Genomic DNA, 19,161 nt, shown 5'->3' with positions numbered 1-19,161 from the left:
AGAAGTGGGATGCACTGGGAGTACACCCATCGTCAGTGACTTCCTCGCCTCGCATGGCGCGGGTGTGCTGGATACATGACCGCGACCTTCACCTGGTGGATGCGCCGCCGTGCGGCCGGTACGGCCGTGGCTGCCGCCGCGGCTGCTGTCGTGGTGACCGCTGTGACCGGCTGCTCGATCGGGACCGGCACTACCGGCACCACCGGCACTGTCGTTGCCGTCCCGGCTTCCTCCTCGCCGCCGGTCACTTCGAACGTCACTCCGGGCTTGCCTGTGGTGTTGTGGTTCGGCCCTCATGCTGTCGCCGCGACCCTGGCCGACACGCCGGCGTCGCGGGAACTGGCGGCGAGACTGCCATTGACCCTGGAACTGAGCGACACCTGGGGGCAGGCGAAGTCCGGACGGTTACCGCACCCGATTCCGGTCGAGGGCGCCGTACGGACGGTGAAGCCGATCCCCGGCGGCATCTACTACTGGCCTGCCACGGCGGCACTGGCTGTCTACTACGACGACCTGGGCCAAAGCGTCCCATCGCCCGGTTTGATCCGCCTTGGCGTCATCGACACCGCCCTGGACGTGATCGCCCACACCGGCCGCCAGGTCACGGTCCGGATCGACCGTGTCGGCGAAACCCGCTCCTGACCTGCCCGCCTGATCACGACTACCCCGACGGTTTCCTGATCGGGAGAGCTGTCCTCATGCGCGTTGCCGTCATGACCGCCCCCGGCGAGGTCCACATCGAGGATTCGACGCCGGACCTCACCGAAGGGGGCATCCCGGCTGTCGATGACGAGAAACTGCTCGCCGGTGCCGGGAAGCCCTCGACGCCATGAGCTGACCCGGCCCCTGTGGTTATCTGGGGTTGTCGAGCTGGCATTCCCCAGAAGACGGTGATCTTTCTAGCCCGCTTCCGGCGGCGTCAGATAGGCCGTCTGGATGAGCCGCGCCCCCGAACGCCGATCCACATAGAACCCCCGCCCCGGCGGAAGCTGCTGCGGCCGCACGTTACCGAACAGCGCCCCCTCGTCCCGAGGCCCCGACAGCAACACGGCCGGGGTGTTCATCTCCTTCAGCCGCCGCACGACCGGGTCGAGCAGGCTGCGCCCCGCGCCGCCCATGGCCCGCCCCAGGATCAGGTGCAGCCCGATGTCGCGGGCCTGCGGCAGCAGGTCCCCGAGTACGGCCAGCGGATTGGCGGACGTGGCCACCAGGTCGTAGTCGTCCACGATCACGTACAGGTCCTGGCCGGTCCACCAGCTCCTGGTGCGCAGTTGCTCGGAGGTGAGGTCGGGCGGCGGGAGCCGGGTCTGCATGACCTCGTGGATGCCCTTGAGCACGGTGGCCGCGGCGGTGCTGGAGGCGGCGTAGCCGATCCGGTGCTCGTTGTCGGCCGTGTCGAGCAGTGAGCGCCGGTAGTCGATGATGACGATCCGCGCCTCCAGCGGCGTGAACCTGTCGACGATGCCCTCGGCGACGACGCGCAGCAGGTTGGTCTTGCCGCTCTCGGTGTCGCCGAAGACGACGAAGTGCGCGTCGGCGTCGAAGTCGAGCGAGACGGGCGCCAGGGCGGCCTCGTCGATGCCGATCGGGATGCGCGGGCCGCTCTCGTCCGGTCCGGGCAGCGTGTGGACGGGGAACAGGTCGGGCAGCAGCCGTACGGGTGGCGCCGGTGGCTCGTGCCAGGCGTTCGCCGCCTCCGCCACCAGCGCGGCGACCCCTTCGGCCAGGTCGTCCACGGTGGCCTTGCCGTCCACGCGGGGCAGCGCGGCGAGGAAGTGCAGCGCCTCGCGGGTCAGGCCGCGGCCCGGCGCGCCCTCGGGCACGTTGGCGGCGGCCTTCCGGTCGATCTCCGACTCGAAGGAGTCACCCAGCCTGAGCTCCAGCCTGGTGGAGAACATGTCGCGTACGTTGGACCGGAACTCCGACCACTTGTTGGCCGTGCCGACGACGTGGATGCCGAAGCCGAGCCCCCGGGAGACCAGCTCGCTCAGCGGCGCCTCCAGCGACTCGAACTCCTGGCGCATCGTGGCCCAGCCGTCCACGACCAGGAAGACGTCGCCCCAGCCGTCGCCCTCGTACTCGCCCGCGGCCACGAGACGGCGGTAGGTGGCGACCGAGTCGATGCCCCGCTCCACGAACAGCCGCTCCCTGCGCGCCAGCAGCGCCGTCATCTCCGCCACCGTCCGCCTGACCCGGTTGGTGTCCAGCCTGGTCGCCACGCCGCCGACGTGCGGCAGCCCGGCCAGCGCCGACAGCGTGCCGCCGCCGAAGTCGAGGCAGTAGAACTGCACCTCCTTGGGCGTGTGGGTGACCGCGAACGAGGCGATCAGCGTACGGAGCAGGGTGCTCTTGCCCGTCTGCGGCGATCCGATGATCGCGGCGTTGCCCGCGGCGCCCGACAGATCCAGCCAGTACGGGTCGCGCCGCTGGTCGAAGGGGCTGTCCACGATGCCCACCACGGCGTGCAAGCGGCCGGGGCGGTTCTGGCCGGTGCCGGCGGCGGTGAGTCCGTGCGACGCGGTCGCCTGGACCGGCGGCAGCAGCCGGTCGAGCGAGGCCGGCTCCTTGAGCGGGGGCAGCCAGATCCGATGGGCGGCAGGACCCTGCCCGTTGAGGCGGTCGACGACGATATTGAGCAGGCTGTCCTGCTGCTCCCGGTCCTCGGCGACGGGCTCGGGCTCGACGGCGGGCGGGGGCGGCAGCGGCACCCGCTCGGTGCCGTACCAGACGATCTTGCCCTGGTGGCCTGGCCGGGCGGCGGCCGCGCGGTTCTCCCGCTGCGCCACCTGGTAGGGGCCGGACACGTAGGCGGCCTTGAACCTGGTCATCCCGGTCGTCTCGAACATCAGGTAGGCGTTGCCCGGCTCGGGCGGCAGCGAGTACGCGTCGGCGACGCCCAGCACCGCCCGGCTCTCGGCCGCCGAGAACGTCCGCAGCCCGATCCGGTACGACAGGTGCGTGTCCAGCCCGCGCAGCCGCCCCGACTCCAGTCGCTGGGAGGCCAGCAGCAGGTGCACGCCGAGCGAGCGGCCGAGCCGGCCGATCATCACGAACAGCTCGATGAACTCCGGCTTGGCCGACAGCAGCTCGCTGAACTCATCCAGCACGATGAACAGCGTCGGCAGCGGGCTCAGCCGGGTGCCCTGCTCGCGGGCCTGCTCGTAGTCGCGTACCGAGGCGTAGTTGCCGGCCGAGCGCAGCAGCTCCTGGCGGCGTACCAGCTCGCCGTGCAGCGCGTCGTGCATGCGATCGACCAGCGGGAGCTCGTCCTCCAGGTTGGTGATGACGGCCGAGACGTGCGGCAGCGTGTCCAGGCCCAGGAACGTGGCGCCGCCCTTGAAGTCGACCAGGACGAAGTTCAGCACCTCGGAGGAGTGGGTGATCGCCAGCGCGAGCACCAGCGTGCGCAGCAGCTCGCTCTTGCCGGAGCCGGTCGCGCCGACCACGAGCCCGTGCGGGCCCATGCCGCCCTGCGCCGCCTCCTTGATGTCGAGCTCGACGGGCCGGCCGTCGGCGCCCAGGCCGAGCGGCACCCGCAGCCGGTTCCTGACCGGTCGCGCCTGCCAGGTCACGGCGGCGGATATGCGGCGGGCGTCGCCGATGCGGAGCAGGTCGGTGAGCGTGGTGTTGGTGGCGAACGCGTCGCCCTCCTCCTCGGCCCCGCCGGCCGCGCCGCCCCGCATGGGCGCGAGCTGCCTGGCCAGCGCGGCGAACGCCGGCAGGCCCAGGGCGTCGGGCCGGCCGAGCGTGGTCCTGACCTGCTTGCCCATGTCGTCCTCGACGACCCGGACCACCTCGTCGGCCGTGACGTCGAGATTCAGCGAGAGCTGCGCGGGCGCCTGTCCCGCCGACCCGCTGAGGTCGATCACGGTCACGCCCTCGATGGCGTCGCTCCCGAGCTGGCTGCCCGCGGGCACCCGGCCGCCGTCCAGGATCACCACGTGGTACGGCAGTACGTCCTGCGACAGGCCCCTGCTGAACCTCGGCCGGTCCTTCAGCTCGAACCCGAGCAGGTCGTCGAGCTCTCCGAGGTCCCTGGTGACGAGCCTGACCGGGCCCGCCCCGTCCTCCTCCTCGGGATGGAAGGCGTGCGGCAGCCACTTGACCCATTCCCACTCGGCCGCGTGCTCGGGCCCGGTGCACACCGAGACCCGCAGGTCCTCGGGCGAGTGCAGGGCCACCGCCTGGGCCAGCGCGGCGCGAACCAGGCCACGGACGGCCTCGGGCTCGCCCGCGAGCGTGATCCGGGCGAAGGAGTGCAGCGCCAGCGCGACCGGCAGGCCGGGGACCGTGGCGTGCGTGCGGACAAAGCGGCGCAGCGCCCCGGCGGACATCGGGTCGAGGTCCTCGATCGGCCTGCTCTCCGGCGGGATGAGCGGCAGCGCGAGGCGCTGCGCGGAGGTGGCGATCCGCAGCTGGCCGAAGTCGTCGTCGCGGGGGCGCCGCTCCCACAGCCGCGAGGTCATGACCAGCGACCACAGCGTGACGGGGTCGGGATGGTTCCAGGTCATCGCCTTGCGCTGCTGCTCGGCGGCCTTGCGTACGCGCTTGCGCACCTGCTCCAGGTAGCGGTAGTAGTCGCGGCGCTGGCCGTTGATGCGGTTCTTGCGCTCGCCGGTGTTCCTGAGCATCTGGCCCATCGTCATGCCCACCATCGAGACGGCGAACAGACCGCTGGAGACCATCATGATCGGGTTTCCCGTGCCGCCGCCGGTGAACATGAGCGCCATCGCGCCCGCCCCGGCGATCATCGGCAGGTAGGTCAGTATCTGGGTCAGGCCACCGCCCGTGACCGTCTCGGGGATCTCGGGTGGCGGCTCAAGAAGTACCTCACCGCTCGGCTGCTCCGGCGGCCTGCGCCGGTCGGGCCGACGGACCACCCATGTGTTGCCGCTCACCGCACCGCACCTCACCGAACACGCCACCAAACAACCCTCATGAAAGCCCGTCAGACCACGTATTCAGCGACATTTCAAATTTTCTCGACATATTTACGGCGGCGCGGCAGGGACCCAGTCCCTACACTCCTCCACGTGAGCGCCACCGGAACCGACCTGTGCCGGGTCACGATCGTCACCCCTCGGGGGTCCCTCGATCTCGGCCTGCCCTCGGACATGCCGCTGGCGAGCATGCTGCCGACGCTGCTGCGCATCGCGGGCGAGGGGCTGGCGGAGGCCGGGCTGGCCCACGGCGGCTGGGTGCTCCAGCGCGTGGGCGGGCAGCCGTTCGACGTGAACGTCACGCTGTCGGACCTGGCCGTGCACGACGGGGAGCTGCTGCACCTGCGGCCCCGGGGGCACGAGCTGCCCGAGACCGTCTTCGACGACGTGGCCGACGCCGTCGCGACCGGCGTGCTCGAACGCACCAGCCGGTGGCAGCCCGCCGTCACCAGGTCGTACGGGCTGCGGACCGCCGCGGTGGCGCTGGGCGCGGGCGCCGCCGCCCTGCTGCTGACCGGCCCGCCGTGGACGCCCGCCGCCCTGGTCGCGGCGGGGATCGCGCTGGTGCTGCTGCTGGCCGCGACGGCGCTGTCGCGGGCCCTGGGCGACGCGGGCGCGGGCGCGGCGATCGGGTACGCGGCGCTGCCGTACGGGTTCGTCGCGGGGCTGCTCGGACCCGATTCCCCGACCGGCCTGACCGGGCTGGGCGCGCCGCACCTGCTGGCGGCGTTCGGGGTCACGCTGATGCTGGCCACGGCCATCGGGTTCGCCGTCGCTCAGGGGCTGCCGACGTTCCTCGGGGTGGCCTTCGCCGCGTTCTGCGGCCTGCTCGGCGCGCTGGCGGTCATGGTCCTCGCCGTACCGGCGGCCGGGGTGGCCGCGCTGCTGGCCACACTGGCCGTGGGCATGACGACGGTGGTGCCGTCGGTGTCGTTCCGGCTGGCCGGGCTGCCGCTGCCCGCCCTGCCGACGACCGCCGACGAGCTGCGCCGCGAGGGCGGCGACCTGGACGGCCGGATGGTGATCGACCGGACGATCGTCGCGGACGCCTTCTGCACGGGCCTGCTCGGCGGGGTGTCGCTCCTCACGCTCGGCGCACAAATCCTCATGGCGGCGGCGGGCACCTGGCCGGCGATCGCGATGAGCCTGTCACTCTCAGCCGCCCTGCTGCTGCGCGCCCGCGTCTTCGAAGGCCGAGCCCAGCGGCTGTGGCTGCTGACCTCGGCCCTGCTCGGCTCCGGCCTGCCGACCCTGGCCGTGGCGGTGGCGTCTGGCCGCGAGGTGGTGCTGTTCGGGGTGGTGCCCGCCCTGGTGGGGCTCGCGCTGCTGGTGGCCGGGGTGGCGCTGTGGCTGTCGGCGTCGCGGCCCACTCCGTTCTGGGGGCGGCTGGCCGACATCCTCGACATCGTGCTGATGATCGCCCTGCTGCCGCTGGCGCTGGCCGTACTGGATGTGTACGAGACGATCCGCGGGCTGGTCAGCTAGATCCGCGGGCTGGTCAGCTAAGAGCCGCGGCCGGAAAATCAGTCGCCTCCGCGTACCCCCTGCGGCAGCATGGTCACGGCCGGTTGTCGGGGTTCGGGGAGGGGCGGATGGCTGTGCTCGGATCGCTTCAGGGCTCCGAAGGCGTTTCATCCGGACGAAAGTCGGCGGTCCTGCTCGCGCTGCGTCACTACTCCGGTGAGCTGGTGCGCGAGTGGCGCGTCGCGGTGCCCGCGCTGACGATGCCCGCGCTCGGGAACATCTGCCTGTTCTACCTGGCGCCGCTGGCGGTAGCCGGCATCGTGGGGCGACTGGCCGCGGGCGGCGACGGCTCCGTCGGCGCGCTTCTGCCGTACGTGCTCGGCTTCGCCGGGTTGCTGCTGGCCGGTGAGGTGCTGTGGCGGATCGGGCTGCATTTCCTGAACCGTACGGACGCCCGCGGCATCGAGCATCTCGGCGTGGTGGGCATGGAGGAGTTGCTGACCAAGGACACCGCGTTCTTCCACAACAACTTCGCCGGGTCGCTGACCAAACGGGTGCTGGGGTTCTCCTCCAGATTCGAGGACTTCGTCGACACGCTGACCTTCTCCATCATGGCCAAGGTGGTGCCGATCGCCTTCGCCTCGGTGGTGCTGTGGACCTATCACCCGCTGCTGGTCTTCGTTCTGGTGGGCCTGATCATCGTCACGGGCTGCGTCGTCGCGCCGCTCATCCGCCACCGCCGGGTGCTGGTCGACCAGCGCGAGGCCGCCAAGGTGCGGGTCTCCGGCCACGTCGCCGACGTCCTGGCGAACATGGAGACCGTACGCGCGTTCGCCGCCGAGGAGCGCGAGGCCATCGAGCATCGCATCAGGGTCGCCGAGCAGCGGAAACTGTCGCTGCGCTCCTGGGACTACGGCAACCTGCGCGTGGACACCGTGGTCGCTCCCATCTCGATCCTCACCAGCGCCCTCGGCCTGCTGCTCGCCGTCGCGCTCCGGGGCGGTCTGGGCGTGGAGGCCATCGTGGTGACCTTCACCTATTACTCCAACGCGATCAGCGTCATGTTCGAGTTCAACCAGGTGTACCGGCGCATCGAGAGCGTGCTCTCCGAAGCCGCCCAGTTCACCGAACTGCTGCTCATACCGCCGACTGTGGTCGATCCGGCCGACCCGCAACCGCTGCGGCGGGCGGACGCGAGCGTCCGCTTCGACCGGGTGACGTTCGCGCACGCCGGCGGTTCGTCCCTGTTCGAGCGTCTGGACCTGGACATCCCCAGTGGCACCAAGATCGGACTGGTCGGCCAGTCCGGCGGCGGCAAGACCACGCTCACCCGGCTGTTGCTGCGCCTCATGGACGTCGACGGTGGCCGGATCCTGATCGGTGGCCAGGACATCGCCCGCCTGCGGCAGGCCGATCTGCGCAGCCTCATCGCGTACGTGCCCCAGGAGCCGGCCATGTTCCACCGGTCGGTGCGCGACAACATCGCCTTCGCCCGGCCGGGCGCCACCGACGCGGAGATCATGCGGGCCGCGCGAGCGGCGCACGTCACGGAGTTCGTCGAGTCGCTGCCGAAGGGATTCGACACCCTGGTCGGCGAGCGTGGCGTCAAGCTGTCCGGCGGCCAGCGGCAACGGGTCGCCCTCGCCCGCGCCATTCTGCGCGACGCGCCGATCCTGCTGCTGGACGAGGCGACCAGCGCCCTCGACTCGGAAAGCGAGATCCTCGTCCAGGAAGCGTTGTGGGAGCTGATGCAGGATCGCACCGCGCTCGTGGTCGCGCACCGCCTGAGCACCGTCGTCCGCATGGACCGGCTCGTCGTGCTGAACCAGGGCGAGATCGTGGAGCAGGGCACCCACGGCGAGCTGCTCGAGTCCGACGGCTCCTACGCCCGGCTCTGGCGCCACCAGTCCGGCGGCTTCCTAGTGGAGGACGACGCTCCGGACGCGCTCCACCGATGAAGGGGCGTCCGCATCGTCGTCTCGCACCTGGGCGGCGGTGATGGCCACGGTGGTGACGATGTCGGCGACGGTGGCACCGCGCGACAGGTCGTTGACGGGCTTGCGCAGTCCTTGCAGCACCGGTCCCACCGCGACGGCGCCGGCGCTGCGCTGGACGGCCTTGTAAAGGTTGTTGCCGGTGTTGAGGTCGGGCACCACGAAGACGGTGGCGTGGCCGGCCACCTGGCTGCCGGGCATCTTGGTCCGCGCCACCGAGGGGTCGACCGCGGCGTCGTACTGGATCGGCCCCTCCACCATCACGTCGGGACGGCGCTCGCGGACCAGCTCGGTGGCGGTGCGGACCTTGTCGACATCGGCGCCGGCACCCGAGGCACCCGTCGAGTACGACAGCATGGCGATCTTAGGGTCGACGCCGAACAGGGCGGCGGTGCGAGCCGAGGAGATCGCGATGTCGGCAAGCTGCTCGGCACTCGGATCGGGGTTGACCGCGCAGTCGCCGTAGACCAGCACCCGATCGGCCAGGCACATGAAGAACACGCTGGAGACCAGCCCCAGGCGCAGGATCTCGAACGCCGGCCTGATGGTGTGCGCGGTGGTGTGCGCCGCGCCCGAGACCATGCCGTCGGCCATGCCGGTGTGGACCATCAGCGTGCCGAAGTAGGACACGTCGGTGACGGTGTCGCGGGCCAGCTCGGTGGTCATTCCCCGGTGCGCCCGGACTCTCGCGTACTCGCGGGCGAACCGCTCGCGCAGCTGCGCGTCGAACGGGCTGAGCACCTTGGCCTCGTCCAGATCCAGGCCGAGCTGGGCGGCCTGTACCCTGATCCGCTCCTCGTCACCGAGCAGAGTGAGCTCGGCCACGCCACGGCGCAGCAGGACATCGGCCGCGCGCAGGATGCGCGGCTCCTCGCCCTCTGGCAGCACGATGTGCCGCCGCCGGGTGCGTGCCCGATCCAGCAGCTCGTACTCGAACATCAGCGGCGTGACGACGTCGGTCTTGGCGATGGCCAGCCGATCGAGCAGCAGCCGGCCGTCGACGTGCTCGGCGAACAGCCGCAGCGCTGTGTCGATCTTCCCGCCGGCTTCTGGTGTGAACTGGCCCTCCACGGCCGACAGGCGCGTCGCGGTGTCGAAGGTGTCATAGTCGGTGGCGATGACCGGCAGGGGAATGGCCATGCCGCTCAGCAGCCGGTCCACCGGGGCGGGCAGATCCGTGCCACCCGTCATGATCACCGCTGACAGGGCGGGGAAACCCGGCGCCGCGTGTGCCGCGATCAGTCCTGGGAGCAGCGCGGCGGCCCGATCGGACGGGATGATCACCGCGGCGCCCTCGGTGTAGCGGTCCAGGATGCCGGGCAGTGACATCGCGCCCACCATCAACGCGCTCGTCTCCCGGCCCAGCCCGTCGCGCTCGCCGAGGAAGAACCTGCCGTCGCAGGCACCCAGCAGGTCGGCGACGGTGGGGGCGCGCAGGGAGGGAGTCTCGGGCAGTACGAACACCGGCGTAGGGTGATCGACCGCGATGTGCTCGGCAGCCGCCCGGGTGACCACGACCGCCAGTTCCTGGGCGTGGTGCTGCGCCAATTGCCGGGACGACAGCTCGACCGCGGCACTGATCTCCGAGACCGTCCTGCCTCTCCCGCTCACCACGTTCAGCACGGGCGTTCCCAGGTCTGCGGCAAGCCTGGCGTTGAACTCGAACTCGGTCGGCGCGCCCACATCGGTGTAATCGGTCCCGACCACGACCACCGCGTCGCATCGCCCCGCCAGCGCACGGTAACGAGCCACGATGTCACCGGCCGCACGCTCGGCGTCGGCGTGCACCTCGTCGTAGGTGACGCCGGCGTACGTCTCGTAGGGCAGGTTGAGCTGGAACCTGCTCCGGATGGTGTTGATCAGGTTGTCCTCACGGCCTGCCCGCACCACCGGACGGAACACGCCCACGGTCCCCACCTGCCGGGACAGCAGCTCCACCATGCCCAGGGCGACCGCGCCCTTGTTGCTTCCCGCCTCGCCCGCCGCGACGTACACCGCACGTGTCATGTGCATCATTGTCTGTCAGCTGCTTCTCGATCTCGGCAGCGGGCCGTCGGCAACGGCCGCGCTCCCGTCGCGGATCACTTTCGCGTCCGCAGTCAGCGCCTCACAGGCCCACCAACCTCGCTCTGATCGGATCCGAGGACCTGGGCTCAGAGCGACGCATGCGCTCCCGCGTCCGGTGCGGTGCGGTGCGGACAGGATGGTCTTGTGGGAGTTGGACGGACGTCGGCTCCGGTAGGTTTCGCACTGCTGCGGTATTATTTGGACGGTTTGCTAGCTGGCAATCTGCCGACTCACCCGGGAGCCGAGGTGGCTCTGCCCGTTCATCCCGTCCGGCCAGGCGTCGACGATCAGCCGGCCGGTGGCGCTCTCTTACGCCTTCAGATCTTGGGCCCATTGCGGGTGTGGCGCGATGGTGTCGAACTGGATGCCGGCCCCCGGCAACAGGCTTATCTGCTGGCCCTGCTTCTGGCCCGGGTGGGCACGCCGGTCAGCACGAGCGAGCTGATCGACCTGGTCTGGGACCACGAGGTCCCCAACAGCGCGCTCAACGTCATCCAGAAATACGTCGGCGCATTGCGGCGACTGCTCGAACCCGCGACCCCCGCCCGTAAATCCGGCTCATACCTGCACCACCGCGGCGGCTCCTACCAGTTCACCGCCGACCCCGGCACCCTGGACCTCCGCACCTTCCGGGAACTCGTCGAGACCGCCAAGGCGGCCCTGGCACGGCAACGCCTGGAAACGGCGCTCGATCGCTATGTCGAAGCGCTTGGCCTCTGGCGGGGCCGTGCGGGCGACGGGTTCACGCACCGATCGACCGCGCTGCCGACCTTCGCCGCCCTCGACGACGAGTTTCACGCCGCGTGCACCGAAGCGGCCGAACTGGCGGTGTCGCTGGGCCGACCGGCGAGGGTGCTGCCGGCGTTGCAGCTGGCCGCATCGATGGCGCCGTTCCACGAACCCGTACAGGCCGGCCTCATCTCCATCCTCGGGGCGGCGGGACGCCAGGCGGAGGCACTGTCGGTGTTCCGCGAGGTCCGCGCCCGTCTTGCCGACGAGCTCGGTATCGATCCTGGCCCGGAGCTGCAAGCCGCACATCTGCGAGTGCTGTCGCAGCCCTCGGCGTCGCCGCTCGTGGCGCGTATGGACGGTGGGGATGACGGCGCGTCGGCGCGAACGGCAGCCGGGCTGGTCGGCCGGGCCGAGGAACTCGCCCTACTGCGGCAATCCGTCGAGATGGCGTTCACCGACCGCCCAGCGCTCCGTATCGTCGAAGGCGAGCCGGGCGTAGGCAAGACCCGCCTGGTACGAGAGATCGCCACCGAAGCGAGCGGACGTGGCGCGCTGGTCGTCTGGGGTTCGTGCCTGGAAGGCGACGGAACACCGTCGATGTGGCCCTGGGAACAGACGCTCCGCCCGATTCTCGACAGCCTGCCCGCGCCGCTGCGGGAGAAGTGGCTCGCCAGTGAGCTCGGCAGTCTCCTGGAATCGCGAGACGACTACGCCGCCGCGCCGGCCATTCCCGAAAGCGGTGCCCAGTTTCGCCTGTTCGAGCAGGTCGTCACCGCCGTTGGGCAGGCCTCGGCGCAACGGCCCACGCTGCTGATCGTCGATGACCTCCAATGGGCCGACGCCGCCTCGCTCCAGCTGTTCGGCCACCTGACGGCCCGGCTACCCGCCGGCACGGTGATCATCGGTGCGCTACGCGATCGCGCACCCACACCCGGCTCTGATCTGTCGCGGGTCCTGGCCGCGGCCAGCCGGCTGCCCGGCCACCGCAGGATCCGGCTCGGCCCGCTCGGCTTGACCGACGTGACCGAGCTCATCCGCCGCGAGACCGGCCACGATCCCGGTGCCGAAGTCGCCCGCGGTATCCATGCCCGCACCGCCGGCAATCCGTTCTTCGTCCAGGAGCTGTCCCGGCTGCTCAGCGACGGCGGCTCGCTCGGCGACGGCGGCGCGTCAGTACGGGCAGGGGTGCCGGCCACCGTGCGAGACGTCGTCCGCGATCGGATGTCCGGTCTCGACGACAGCGCTCACGGCCTGCTGCGCATCGCCGCGGTCATCGGCCGCGACGTGGACCTCGACCTGCTCGCCCGCGCGATCGGCGTCGATGTCGCGGACTGCCTCGAACGCCTCGAACCGCTGCAAGCACTCGGCCTCCTGGAGACCAAGCCGGAAGACCCGTTCTTGTGGCGCTTCGCGCACGACCTGGTCCGCGAGTCGGTCACCGAGACCATTGCGCGGCGGCAGGCCGTCCAGCTGCATCTGCGCGTCGCCGACGCCCTCGAACACATCCATGCGGACGACGAGTCCGTCGCCGAACGCCTCGCCTACCACCTGCGGGGCGCCGGCCCCCTGGCCGACCCGGTTCGCACCACGGAGGCACTGGCGCGCGCCGGTCGCCGCGCGGCGACCAAGCTCGCGTTCGCGGCCGCCTATCGGAACCTGGAATCGGCCGTCCAGATCGCCCGGACGGCAGGGCTGCTGGAGCTGGAACTGTGCGTTCTGTCGCTGCTCAACCTCCTCGCCGTCGAGCCCCCGGGAATGGGCGGCTCGACGTTCGATCTGCTGGAACGGGGTGCATATCTTGCCCGCAGACTCGGCCGCGAGACGGCCGAGGCCGAGTTTCTCTTCGTTCGGATGACCGGGGCCTACATCTCCACCGAGAAAGACCGTGGGGTGTGGGCTCGCCGGCTGCATGAGCAAGGCCAGGCGTCCGCGAACCCGATCATCCAGGCGTACGGCCGACAGGCCTGGGGCCTGTACCAATGGGACATCGGCGACATCGGCGCGGCGTATCAGTGTTTCAGCTGGGTAGGCCGTACTACTGCGGACGGCATTGCCTCGCTGCTCGCGAACTCGGCCGACCCGCACCCAGGGCCGGCTCAGGAAAGCATGTACCACCTTGCCAGCCGAGTCGGGGGCGTCCCGGTTCGACGCCGCGACGACCTCGGACGTTGGCGGATCCAGGATGAGTGGGTCGGATATCTGGCCGTGATCACCACGCTGCATGGCGATGTCGAGACGGGGCGGTCCCTGCTCGGCACGGTGTACCAGGCCGAGGGAGACCCCTTTGAGATGTCGGGCTGGACCCGCTACCAAACCATGGCCGCCACGATGGCCGGTGACACGACCTGGACGATGCACGCGACCGAGCGGTGGGTCGCGGCCAGCGCCGACCGTCCCGGCGTCGCGCAGGAAGCCTACATACGGCTGGACTGGTACTGGGCCCGTGCCCTCACCGGCGACGACCCGGCCGGCACCGCGGCCAAGGCCGAACATCTCCTGGCCGCGACCCTGCTCGACCCGCCGAGATGGGGCCTCGCCTACTGGTACGGACTGATCGCCGAGATGTGGCTGGCAGCCGAGATGCCCGACAAGGCCGCGACCGCCCTCGACCGGGCCGACCAGGCCGTCAAGGCCCACGGCCAACGCTATGCCGAAGGACTTCTCCTGTTGCTGCGCGCCCGCCTGCTGCACGCCCGCGGCGAACCCGTCGACGTCGTGCGAGCCGCCGCCGACAAAGCCCGCGCCCGATCCGGCGAACGCGGGGCCCACCTCTTCGCCCGCCGCGCCGAGAGTTTCCTGGCCGATCTCGACCAGAATCCGGCAGGATGTTGATCGCGATGCGGCGAGATGGGGTCGGCTACGCGTCGGCCATTCGCGTTGTGTCGCGGACAGGCCCAGGCTGGCCAAGCCGGCCGCGGTGTCCAGGATCGTCTCCTCGATCGGCGGGTCTTCGCAAACCGCTTCTACGACACCGAGCTGGTGAACAACGCCTCCGGACGCTGTCTGGCCGTGGGCCTGTGGAGCTGCAACGTCAGCAACCCCAACGCCTGGCAGCGCTGGTACTGACCGACCACGAATGACTCCTGTCCGGTCCCGAAGGATCGGACAGGAGTCATTCGCGCGCATCGCTCGCCAAGCAGATCCGCCGACTCGGCATTTCTCCAGACCTGGCAGGAGCCTGACCAAAGGCCAGGCTAGAAGTCGAACACTCCCTCTTTCACCCCACCGGCGAACGCCTTCCACTCTGGATCGGTGAACACCAGAGCAGGCCCATCGGGGTCCTTGCTGTCCCTCACCGCGACGCGTCCGGCCGACAGCGGAGCCACCTGTACGCAGTTCCCCTCGGCGTCCGAGAGAGGGCTCTTCCGCCACACCGCGTTCCTGAGTTCATCGCTCAGTGCCAGATCCATTCTTGTTTCAACCTCTCTTCGATCAGCGCCATCGAGTCCGCCCGGGACAGGGCATCCGCTCTGATCGTCTGAAACCGAGCCTTCAGCTTCTCCACAAGCTCAAGCTGGTCCAGCATGCGGCCTCCACCAGGGGAGTCGATGAAGACGGCTTCGTCGCCATCTCCAGCCGTCCGAGCGATCACGAACCCTGCCACCAGGCCGCGCGTAGACATAGCGCGCAGGGGGACGATCTGCATCACTATGTTCGGACTTCTACCCATCATGAGGAGATGTTGAAGCTGATCCCGGGTGATTTCCTCGCTTCCTACCGGGCGTAGCAGTGCGCACTGGTCGAGAACGGCATATAGGAACGGAGGGTTGTCCCGGCGCAAAATAGCTTGTCGCTGCATCCGCGCCTCTACGGCCTCTTCCACCTGCTCGGGGGTTGTACCGGGCCTGCCTTGACAGACAGCTTCCGCGTACGCCCGAGTTTGGAGCAATCCCGGAATGATCAACCCTTCATAGGCGCACAGTTCCGTGGCCCGCTTCTCCCTGTCCAGCCACGGCAGGAAGTTGCGGAAGGTCACGTTGCTGCGAGACCTGCGGGGAAGGTGCTGCACGAGATCACCTGGCGGGAGCCCCATGGCCTCCTCGCACCGGCGCGCCCTGTTCTCATCCATCCGGCGGTCGGCCCGCTCGATGTTGCCGATCTGCTGACCCGTGAGAGCGACTCTTGCCCCCAGCTGAGCCAACGTCAATCCCGCCTCTTTGCGCCGTTTACGCAATTCATAACCATAGCGCGCGTCTGGGCTTGTTTCAGGGTCTAGTTTTACCTCGATTCCCACGCCACACCCCTCCTTGCGTACCACTGCGGTGAAACTCAGCAGCCCGGAAACTGTGTCGCTACAGACTTTGCCGACCACTGAGAAAAATATCGCTCCAATGCCATTCTGGCTAGCGGTTCACCACACCCTCCACCCGTGGTGACACAGCCTGAAGAAATCCAGAGGCGAGCACGACACGGACAAATTCGGTGAATAATCATGAATGCGGCGCTCCACTCCCCCACCCAATGCCACACCTTCGAGATGAAGGATCTGGATCCCCGCGTGATCCCCGCCAAAGCGCGCGACACCATCGCGTCGTGGGTGGGAGCGGACCACCCCCGGGCGTACGACCTTCAGACGCTCGCTACGGAGTTGGTCACCAATGCCATCAGGTACGGTCTCGGGACCATGCCTGCGGCGCGATGGGTGCGCATGAGGCTGGAGCCCGAAAAAGGCTTCGTCCGCCTGGTCGTGGTCGATCCTGGACACGCCAATACCTTTCCTCGGCTTCGGCAGCCCGTGAACGACCCCGGCCCCGACGATGAGGACGCGGCGATCGAGTTCGGCCGAGGGCTGCAGGTAGTGCACAAGATCACCGACGGCTCGTGGGGTCACTACTACAACACCCAGAACGAGCAGGTCGTCTGGGCTCTGGTGTCCTGCCGCTAGGCATCCCCACGGTCGGCGAGACGGTGCCTCTGCCTGCCGTGGGGAGCACGCCGCCTCCCGGATCTGGGAGCCTTTCAACCGACTCACGATCGCCCGCACAGCATCGAGCCGAGTGACGTCGTGCAGGCGACCCGCGCCGACGACCGCGAACGCCCGGCGGCCGGGGATGCGCGGCGAGTATGTCCATTACAGAACTGTTGAAGTATCGCGCTCTGGCCGTTCTTATCTGGATAAATTGGGCCGGGCGAATTCCGGGGAGGTGGGCGTGCACAGCCAGCGCGACCTCTACCAGGCGTACCGGCTCACGGTCCAGCGGATCGGCCTGGCGCTGATGCGTGCCCAGCCGAACCAGCCCGAGTGGCCGCTGCGCCGCCAGAACATCGGTTTCCTGGCCGGGGCCATGGTCGCCGTGTTGCTGGGTGTCGGGTTCGCGGTCGTCGGGCTGCTCCGGCCCAGCGGCACCAAGGCGCTGCGGGACCCGGGGACACTGATCATCGAGCGCGAGACCGGTGCCCGCTACGTCTACAGCCAGCCCCAGCGCAGGCTGATCCCAGTGGCCAACTACGCCTCGGCCCGGCTCGTGCTCGACTCGCCGCAGATCACCGAGCGCGTGGTCGCCAGGGAGGCGCTGAGCTCGTACGAGCGCGGCACGCCGGTCGGCATCCCGGGGGCGCCCGACTCGCTGCCGACCGCTGATCGGCTCGCCTCCGGTCCCTGGTCGGTCTGCGTGCAGGAGCGCGAGAGTGACACGGGGCGCAAGCCGTACGTGACGCTGATCGCCGGGCGGCAGGTCGGCGACCGGCCGCTCGCCGAGGACAGCGCGATGCTCGTGGACGTCGGCGGGCAGACCTGGGCGATCTGGCGCGGCGCGCGGATGCGCGTGCCCGCCGGGATCGCGCGTGGCCTGAGCGGCACCGACCCGGCGGCCGTGCCCGTGGCCTGGCTGAACGCGCTGCCGGAAGGGCCCGATCTGGCCGCGCCCGCGATCGAGGGGCGGGGCCGGCCGGTGACCGGGCCCGGCGGCGAGAAGGCCGCCGTGGGGCAGGTCTACCGGGCCACGGCCGTCGCCGGGGGCGAGCCGCGCTGGTACGTGCAGCTGGCCGACGGCCTGGCGCCCGTCACGCGTACGCAGGCGACGCTCCTGCTGAGCGACCCGGCGGCCTACAGCGGCGGCACGACCGCCGAGGTCAAGATCGACGCGGCGACGGCCAACGCCGCCCCGCGCTCCCGCACCAAGCTCCCGGCCGACGGCCTGCCCGCGTCGATGCCGAAGATGACGGCCTACGACCCGGCGAGCCCGCTCTGCGCGGTCTACGCCGACGCCGACGAGGGCTCCGTCCGCGCCCGGCTCATGTCGGGCGGCACACTGCCCGCGCCACACGGCGACGCCACGGATCTGGTACGGCTGCCGCCGGGCCGGGCGATCGTCGCCGGTGTCCTGCCCGGTGACGGCCAGCTCGACGCGGTGCAGTCGTACTACCTGGTGACCGACGAGGGACGGCGCTACGCCGTGCCGAACGCGGACGTGCTGGGCAAGCTGGGGTACGACGCCAAGCGCGCCACCCCGGTGCCCGCCAACGTGCTACAGCTCATCCCCGAGGGGCCGGTGCTCGACCCGGCACGCGCCGCCAAGCCCGTCTCCACTGCCTCAACGGCTCAGTAACCCCGGTAGCCGCCGCCGGTCTTCGTGCCGACGACGCCGGGCACGTTGGAGACCGAGCCGTAGCGCTCGATGGCGTAGCGGACCCCGGCGATGATGTTGTCGACCGGGTTGTAGATGTTCTCGTGGCCCGGCAGTTTCCACCGGTTGAACGTGGGGTCGATCGTTTGCATGAGCCCCTTGGACGGTGTGCCCTTGGCGGCGTTGGAGTCCCAGTTGTTGATCGCGTTGGGGTTGCCGCCCGACTCGTGCCGGATGATGGTCCAGATGTCGTTGGCGTTCATCTTCTCGACCGGGTAGCCCTGCGCCTTGAGGACGTTGACGGCCTGCGTGATCCAGTCGGCCACCTGCCCCTGCGGGGCCGGTCCACCGCCGGCCGGGGGCGGACCGCTCGGCCCATACCCGCCAAAACCGGGCAGGCTCGGCGATTGGCCCCTTGTCCCGCTGGTCCCGCTGGTCCCGTTCGTCCCGCTCGCCTCAGCGAGGGTAGCGCTGTTCTGTTGCCGCGACGGGGTCCAGTCCAGGGCCCTTCCCGGGCCTGGGGCGAAGGGCTCCGTGTCCGGCTCCGGCCAGTTCTCGGTGGATTTGCCCAGCCCGCCCAGCAGGCCCCGGATGCCGGCCGCGGCCGTGCCCAGCGCGCTGTTCGCGGTCGTCCGCTGCTCCGCCAGTTGCTTGCGGGCGTCGCCGACCAGGCCCTGCACGCCTTCCAGGATCTGGTCCTGCGTGGCCTGCGGGTTCCTGGCCTGAAAGTCGCGTACGGCGGCGGCGTAGTTCTGGCAGATCGCGTTCGCCTGGGACTCGGCCGTCCGCAGGGCCTCGGCGGCGGTGGCCAGGTGCGTGGCGCACTGTGACAGAACGCTCTGGAGCGTGTCGCCGATCTTTCCGGCCCGGTCCATGTACGTGACGAACGCGTCGGCGCTCGCCCCCTGCCAGGCGGTGTCCAGATCGCCGACGGCCGACCTGACCGCGGCGGTCTGCCCCCGGCTGGTGTCGGCCGCCGACTGCCACGCGTTCGCGACGCGGCCGGCCGCGCCCGGGTCGCCCACCAGCGCGGCGGCCAGCGTGGCCAGTTCGGCGCCGCCGGGGACGCCCCGGACGTCGTCGATGGCGCTCACCGGCGTACCGCGGCCCCGTCGGCGCCGGTGAACGTCCGTTCCACGGCGTCCAGCGCCTGCTCCACCGCTTGGAGATGCCCGCCGAGCGTCCGCGCGGTGGTCCCGGCGGCCGCGTTCAGCTCGCTCACCGCCGCGGCCAGCGCCCCGGAGTTGTCGAGCCGGGCGAAGGCGGCCTGGTCGATCGCCGCGCCGGACACGGACGCGGCGACCTCGGCGTAGGCGCCGGAGGCGTTCTTCGCCGCCGTTCCGCACCCGTCGAGCGCTTCACGGTGATATTTCAGGACCACAGCAGATCTCCTCGGTC

13 protein-coding genes are annotated in these 19,161 nt (G+C 70.2%); 7 read left to right on the top strand and 6 right to left on the bottom strand.

Annotated elements, in window-relative coordinates:
• Nucleotides 1-75: 75 nt before the first annotated feature.
• A complete protein-coding gene (locus AB0B61_RS01605; protein ID WP_358426280.1) occupies nucleotides 76-642 on the top strand; it encodes a cyclophilin-like fold protein in 567 nt (188 codons plus the stop codon).
• A 56-nt stretch (nucleotides 643-698) separates the two neighbouring features.
• Nucleotides 699-833 (top strand): hypothetical protein, encoded by a 135-nt coding sequence (locus AB0B61_RS01600; protein WP_358426277.1) that lies wholly within the window; start codon nucleotides 699-701, stop codon nucleotides 831-833.
• Nucleotides 834-899: 66 nt separating this feature from the next.
• On the opposite strand, the gene eccCa is transcribed toward AB0B61_RS01600, so the two are convergent.
• On the bottom strand, nucleotides 900-4,898 hold the full coding sequence (eccCa, locus tag AB0B61_RS01595) for a type VII secretion protein EccCa (RefSeq protein WP_358426274.1): 3,999 nt from the start codon (nucleotides 4,896-4,898) through the stop codon (nucleotides 900-902).
• 135 nt (nucleotides 4,899-5,033) lie between these two features.
• Between eccCa and eccD the strand changes: the two genes are divergently transcribed.
• Both eccD and AB0B61_RS01585 read left to right on the top strand, forming a co-directional pair.
• The gene (gene eccD, locus AB0B61_RS01590) at nucleotides 5,034-6,425 is read left to right on the top strand and encodes a type VII secretion integral membrane protein EccD (RefSeq protein WP_358426272.1); all 1,392 of its coding nucleotides are present in this window, start codon (nucleotides 5,034-5,036) and stop codon (nucleotides 6,423-6,425) included.
• Nucleotides 6,426-6,532: 107 nt separating this feature from the next.
• Entirely contained in the window at nucleotides 6,533-8,362 is a 1,830-nt protein-coding gene (locus AB0B61_RS01585) for an ABC transporter ATP-binding protein (protein WP_358426269.1), read from the top strand.
• On the opposite strand, the gene pta is transcribed toward AB0B61_RS01585, so the two are convergent.
• A complete protein-coding gene (gene pta, locus AB0B61_RS01580; protein ID WP_358426267.1) occupies nucleotides 8,324-10,405 on the bottom strand; it encodes a phosphate acetyltransferase in 2,082 nt (693 codons plus the stop codon). The two genes, AB0B61_RS01585 and pta, sit on opposite strands and share 39 nt — an antisense overlap.
• Before the next feature lie 399 nt (nucleotides 10,406-10,804).
• Between pta and AB0B61_RS01575 the strand changes: the two genes are divergently transcribed.
• A complete protein-coding gene (locus AB0B61_RS01575) occupies nucleotides 10,805-14,029 on the top strand; it encodes a BTAD domain-containing putative transcriptional regulator (RefSeq protein ID WP_358427675.1) in 3,225 nt (1,074 codons plus the stop codon).
• Between the two features lie 362 nt (nucleotides 14,030-14,391).
• On the opposite strand, the gene AB0B61_RS01570 is transcribed toward AB0B61_RS01575, so the two are convergent.
• Both AB0B61_RS01570 and AB0B61_RS01565 read right to left on the bottom strand, forming a co-directional pair.
• Nucleotides 14,392-14,607, bottom strand: coding sequence for a DUF397 domain-containing protein (locus tag AB0B61_RS01570; RefSeq protein WP_358426264.1), 216 nt, complete (start codon nucleotides 14,605-14,607; stop codon nucleotides 14,392-14,394).
• Complete coding sequence (locus AB0B61_RS01565) at nucleotides 14,592-15,431, bottom strand: helix-turn-helix transcriptional regulator (protein ID WP_358426261.1); 840 nt, start codon at nucleotides 15,429-15,431, stop codon at nucleotides 14,592-14,594. The genes AB0B61_RS01570 and AB0B61_RS01565 overlap by 16 nt, the downstream gene beginning before the upstream one ends.
• A gap of 198 nt (nucleotides 15,432-15,629) precedes the next feature.
• Between AB0B61_RS01565 and AB0B61_RS01560 the strand changes: the two genes are divergently transcribed.
• On the top strand, nucleotides 15,630-16,082 hold the full coding sequence (locus tag AB0B61_RS01560) for an ATP-binding protein (protein WP_358426258.1): 453 nt from the start codon (nucleotides 15,630-15,632) through the stop codon (nucleotides 16,080-16,082).
• Nucleotides 16,083-16,347: 265 nt separating this feature from the next.
• Nucleotides 16,348-17,745 carry a type VII secretion protein EccB gene (eccB, locus tag AB0B61_RS01555; protein ID WP_358426255.1) on the top strand — a complete coding sequence of 466 codons (1,398 nt, stop codon included), beginning with the start codon at nucleotides 16,348-16,350 and terminating at the stop codon, nucleotides 17,743-17,745.
• Here eccB and AB0B61_RS01550 read toward each other — a convergent pair.
• Together AB0B61_RS01550 and AB0B61_RS01545 are read right to left on the bottom strand one after the other, a co-directional pair.
• Nucleotides 17,739-18,857, bottom strand: a complete 1,119-nt coding sequence (locus tag AB0B61_RS01550; RefSeq protein ID WP_358426252.1) for a transglycosylase SLT domain-containing protein — start codon at nucleotides 18,855-18,857, stop codon at nucleotides 17,739-17,741. The two genes, eccB and AB0B61_RS01550, sit on opposite strands and share 7 nt — an antisense overlap.
• Nucleotides 18,854-19,144 carry a hypothetical protein gene (locus AB0B61_RS01545; protein WP_358426250.1) on the bottom strand — a complete coding sequence of 97 codons (291 nt, stop codon included), beginning with the start codon at nucleotides 19,142-19,144 and terminating at the stop codon, nucleotides 18,854-18,856. The genes AB0B61_RS01550 and AB0B61_RS01545 overlap by 4 nt, the downstream gene beginning before the upstream one ends.
• Nucleotides 19,145-19,161 lie beyond the last annotated feature (17 nt).

Source organism: Nonomuraea sp. NPDC049158 (assembly GCF_040648335.1).
Classification (GTDB): domain Bacteria; phylum Actinomycetota; class Actinomycetes; order Streptosporangiales; family Streptosporangiaceae; genus Nonomuraea.
This window is presented reverse-complemented; position numbering and strand designations above follow the sequence as displayed.

What these genes read in the sequence shown, in the direction of transcription:
- AB0B61_RS01605 (WP_358426280.1), top strand. Translation starts at nt 76, where the DNA reads ATGACCGCGACCTTCACCTGGTGGATGCGCCGCCGTGCGGCCGGTACG.
- AB0B61_RS01600 (WP_358426277.1), top strand. Translation starts at nt 699, where the DNA reads ATGCGCGTTGCCGTCATGACCGCCCCCGGCGAGGTCCACATCGAGGAT.
- AB0B61_RS01585 (WP_358426269.1), top strand. Translation starts at nt 6,533, where the DNA reads ATGGCTGTGCTCGGATCGCTTCAGGGCTCCGAAGGCGTTTCATCCGGA.
- pta (WP_358426267.1), bottom strand. Translation starts at nt 10,405, where the DNA reads ATGACACGTGCGGTGTACGTCGCGGCGGGCGAGGCGGGAAGCAACAAG.
- AB0B61_RS01570 (WP_358426264.1), bottom strand. Translation starts at nt 14,607, where the DNA reads ATGGATCTGGCACTGAGCGATGAACTCAGGAACGCGGTGTGGCGGAAG.
- AB0B61_RS01560 (WP_358426258.1), top strand. Translation starts at nt 15,630, where the DNA reads ATGAATGCGGCGCTCCACTCCCCCACCCAATGCCACACCTTCGAGATG.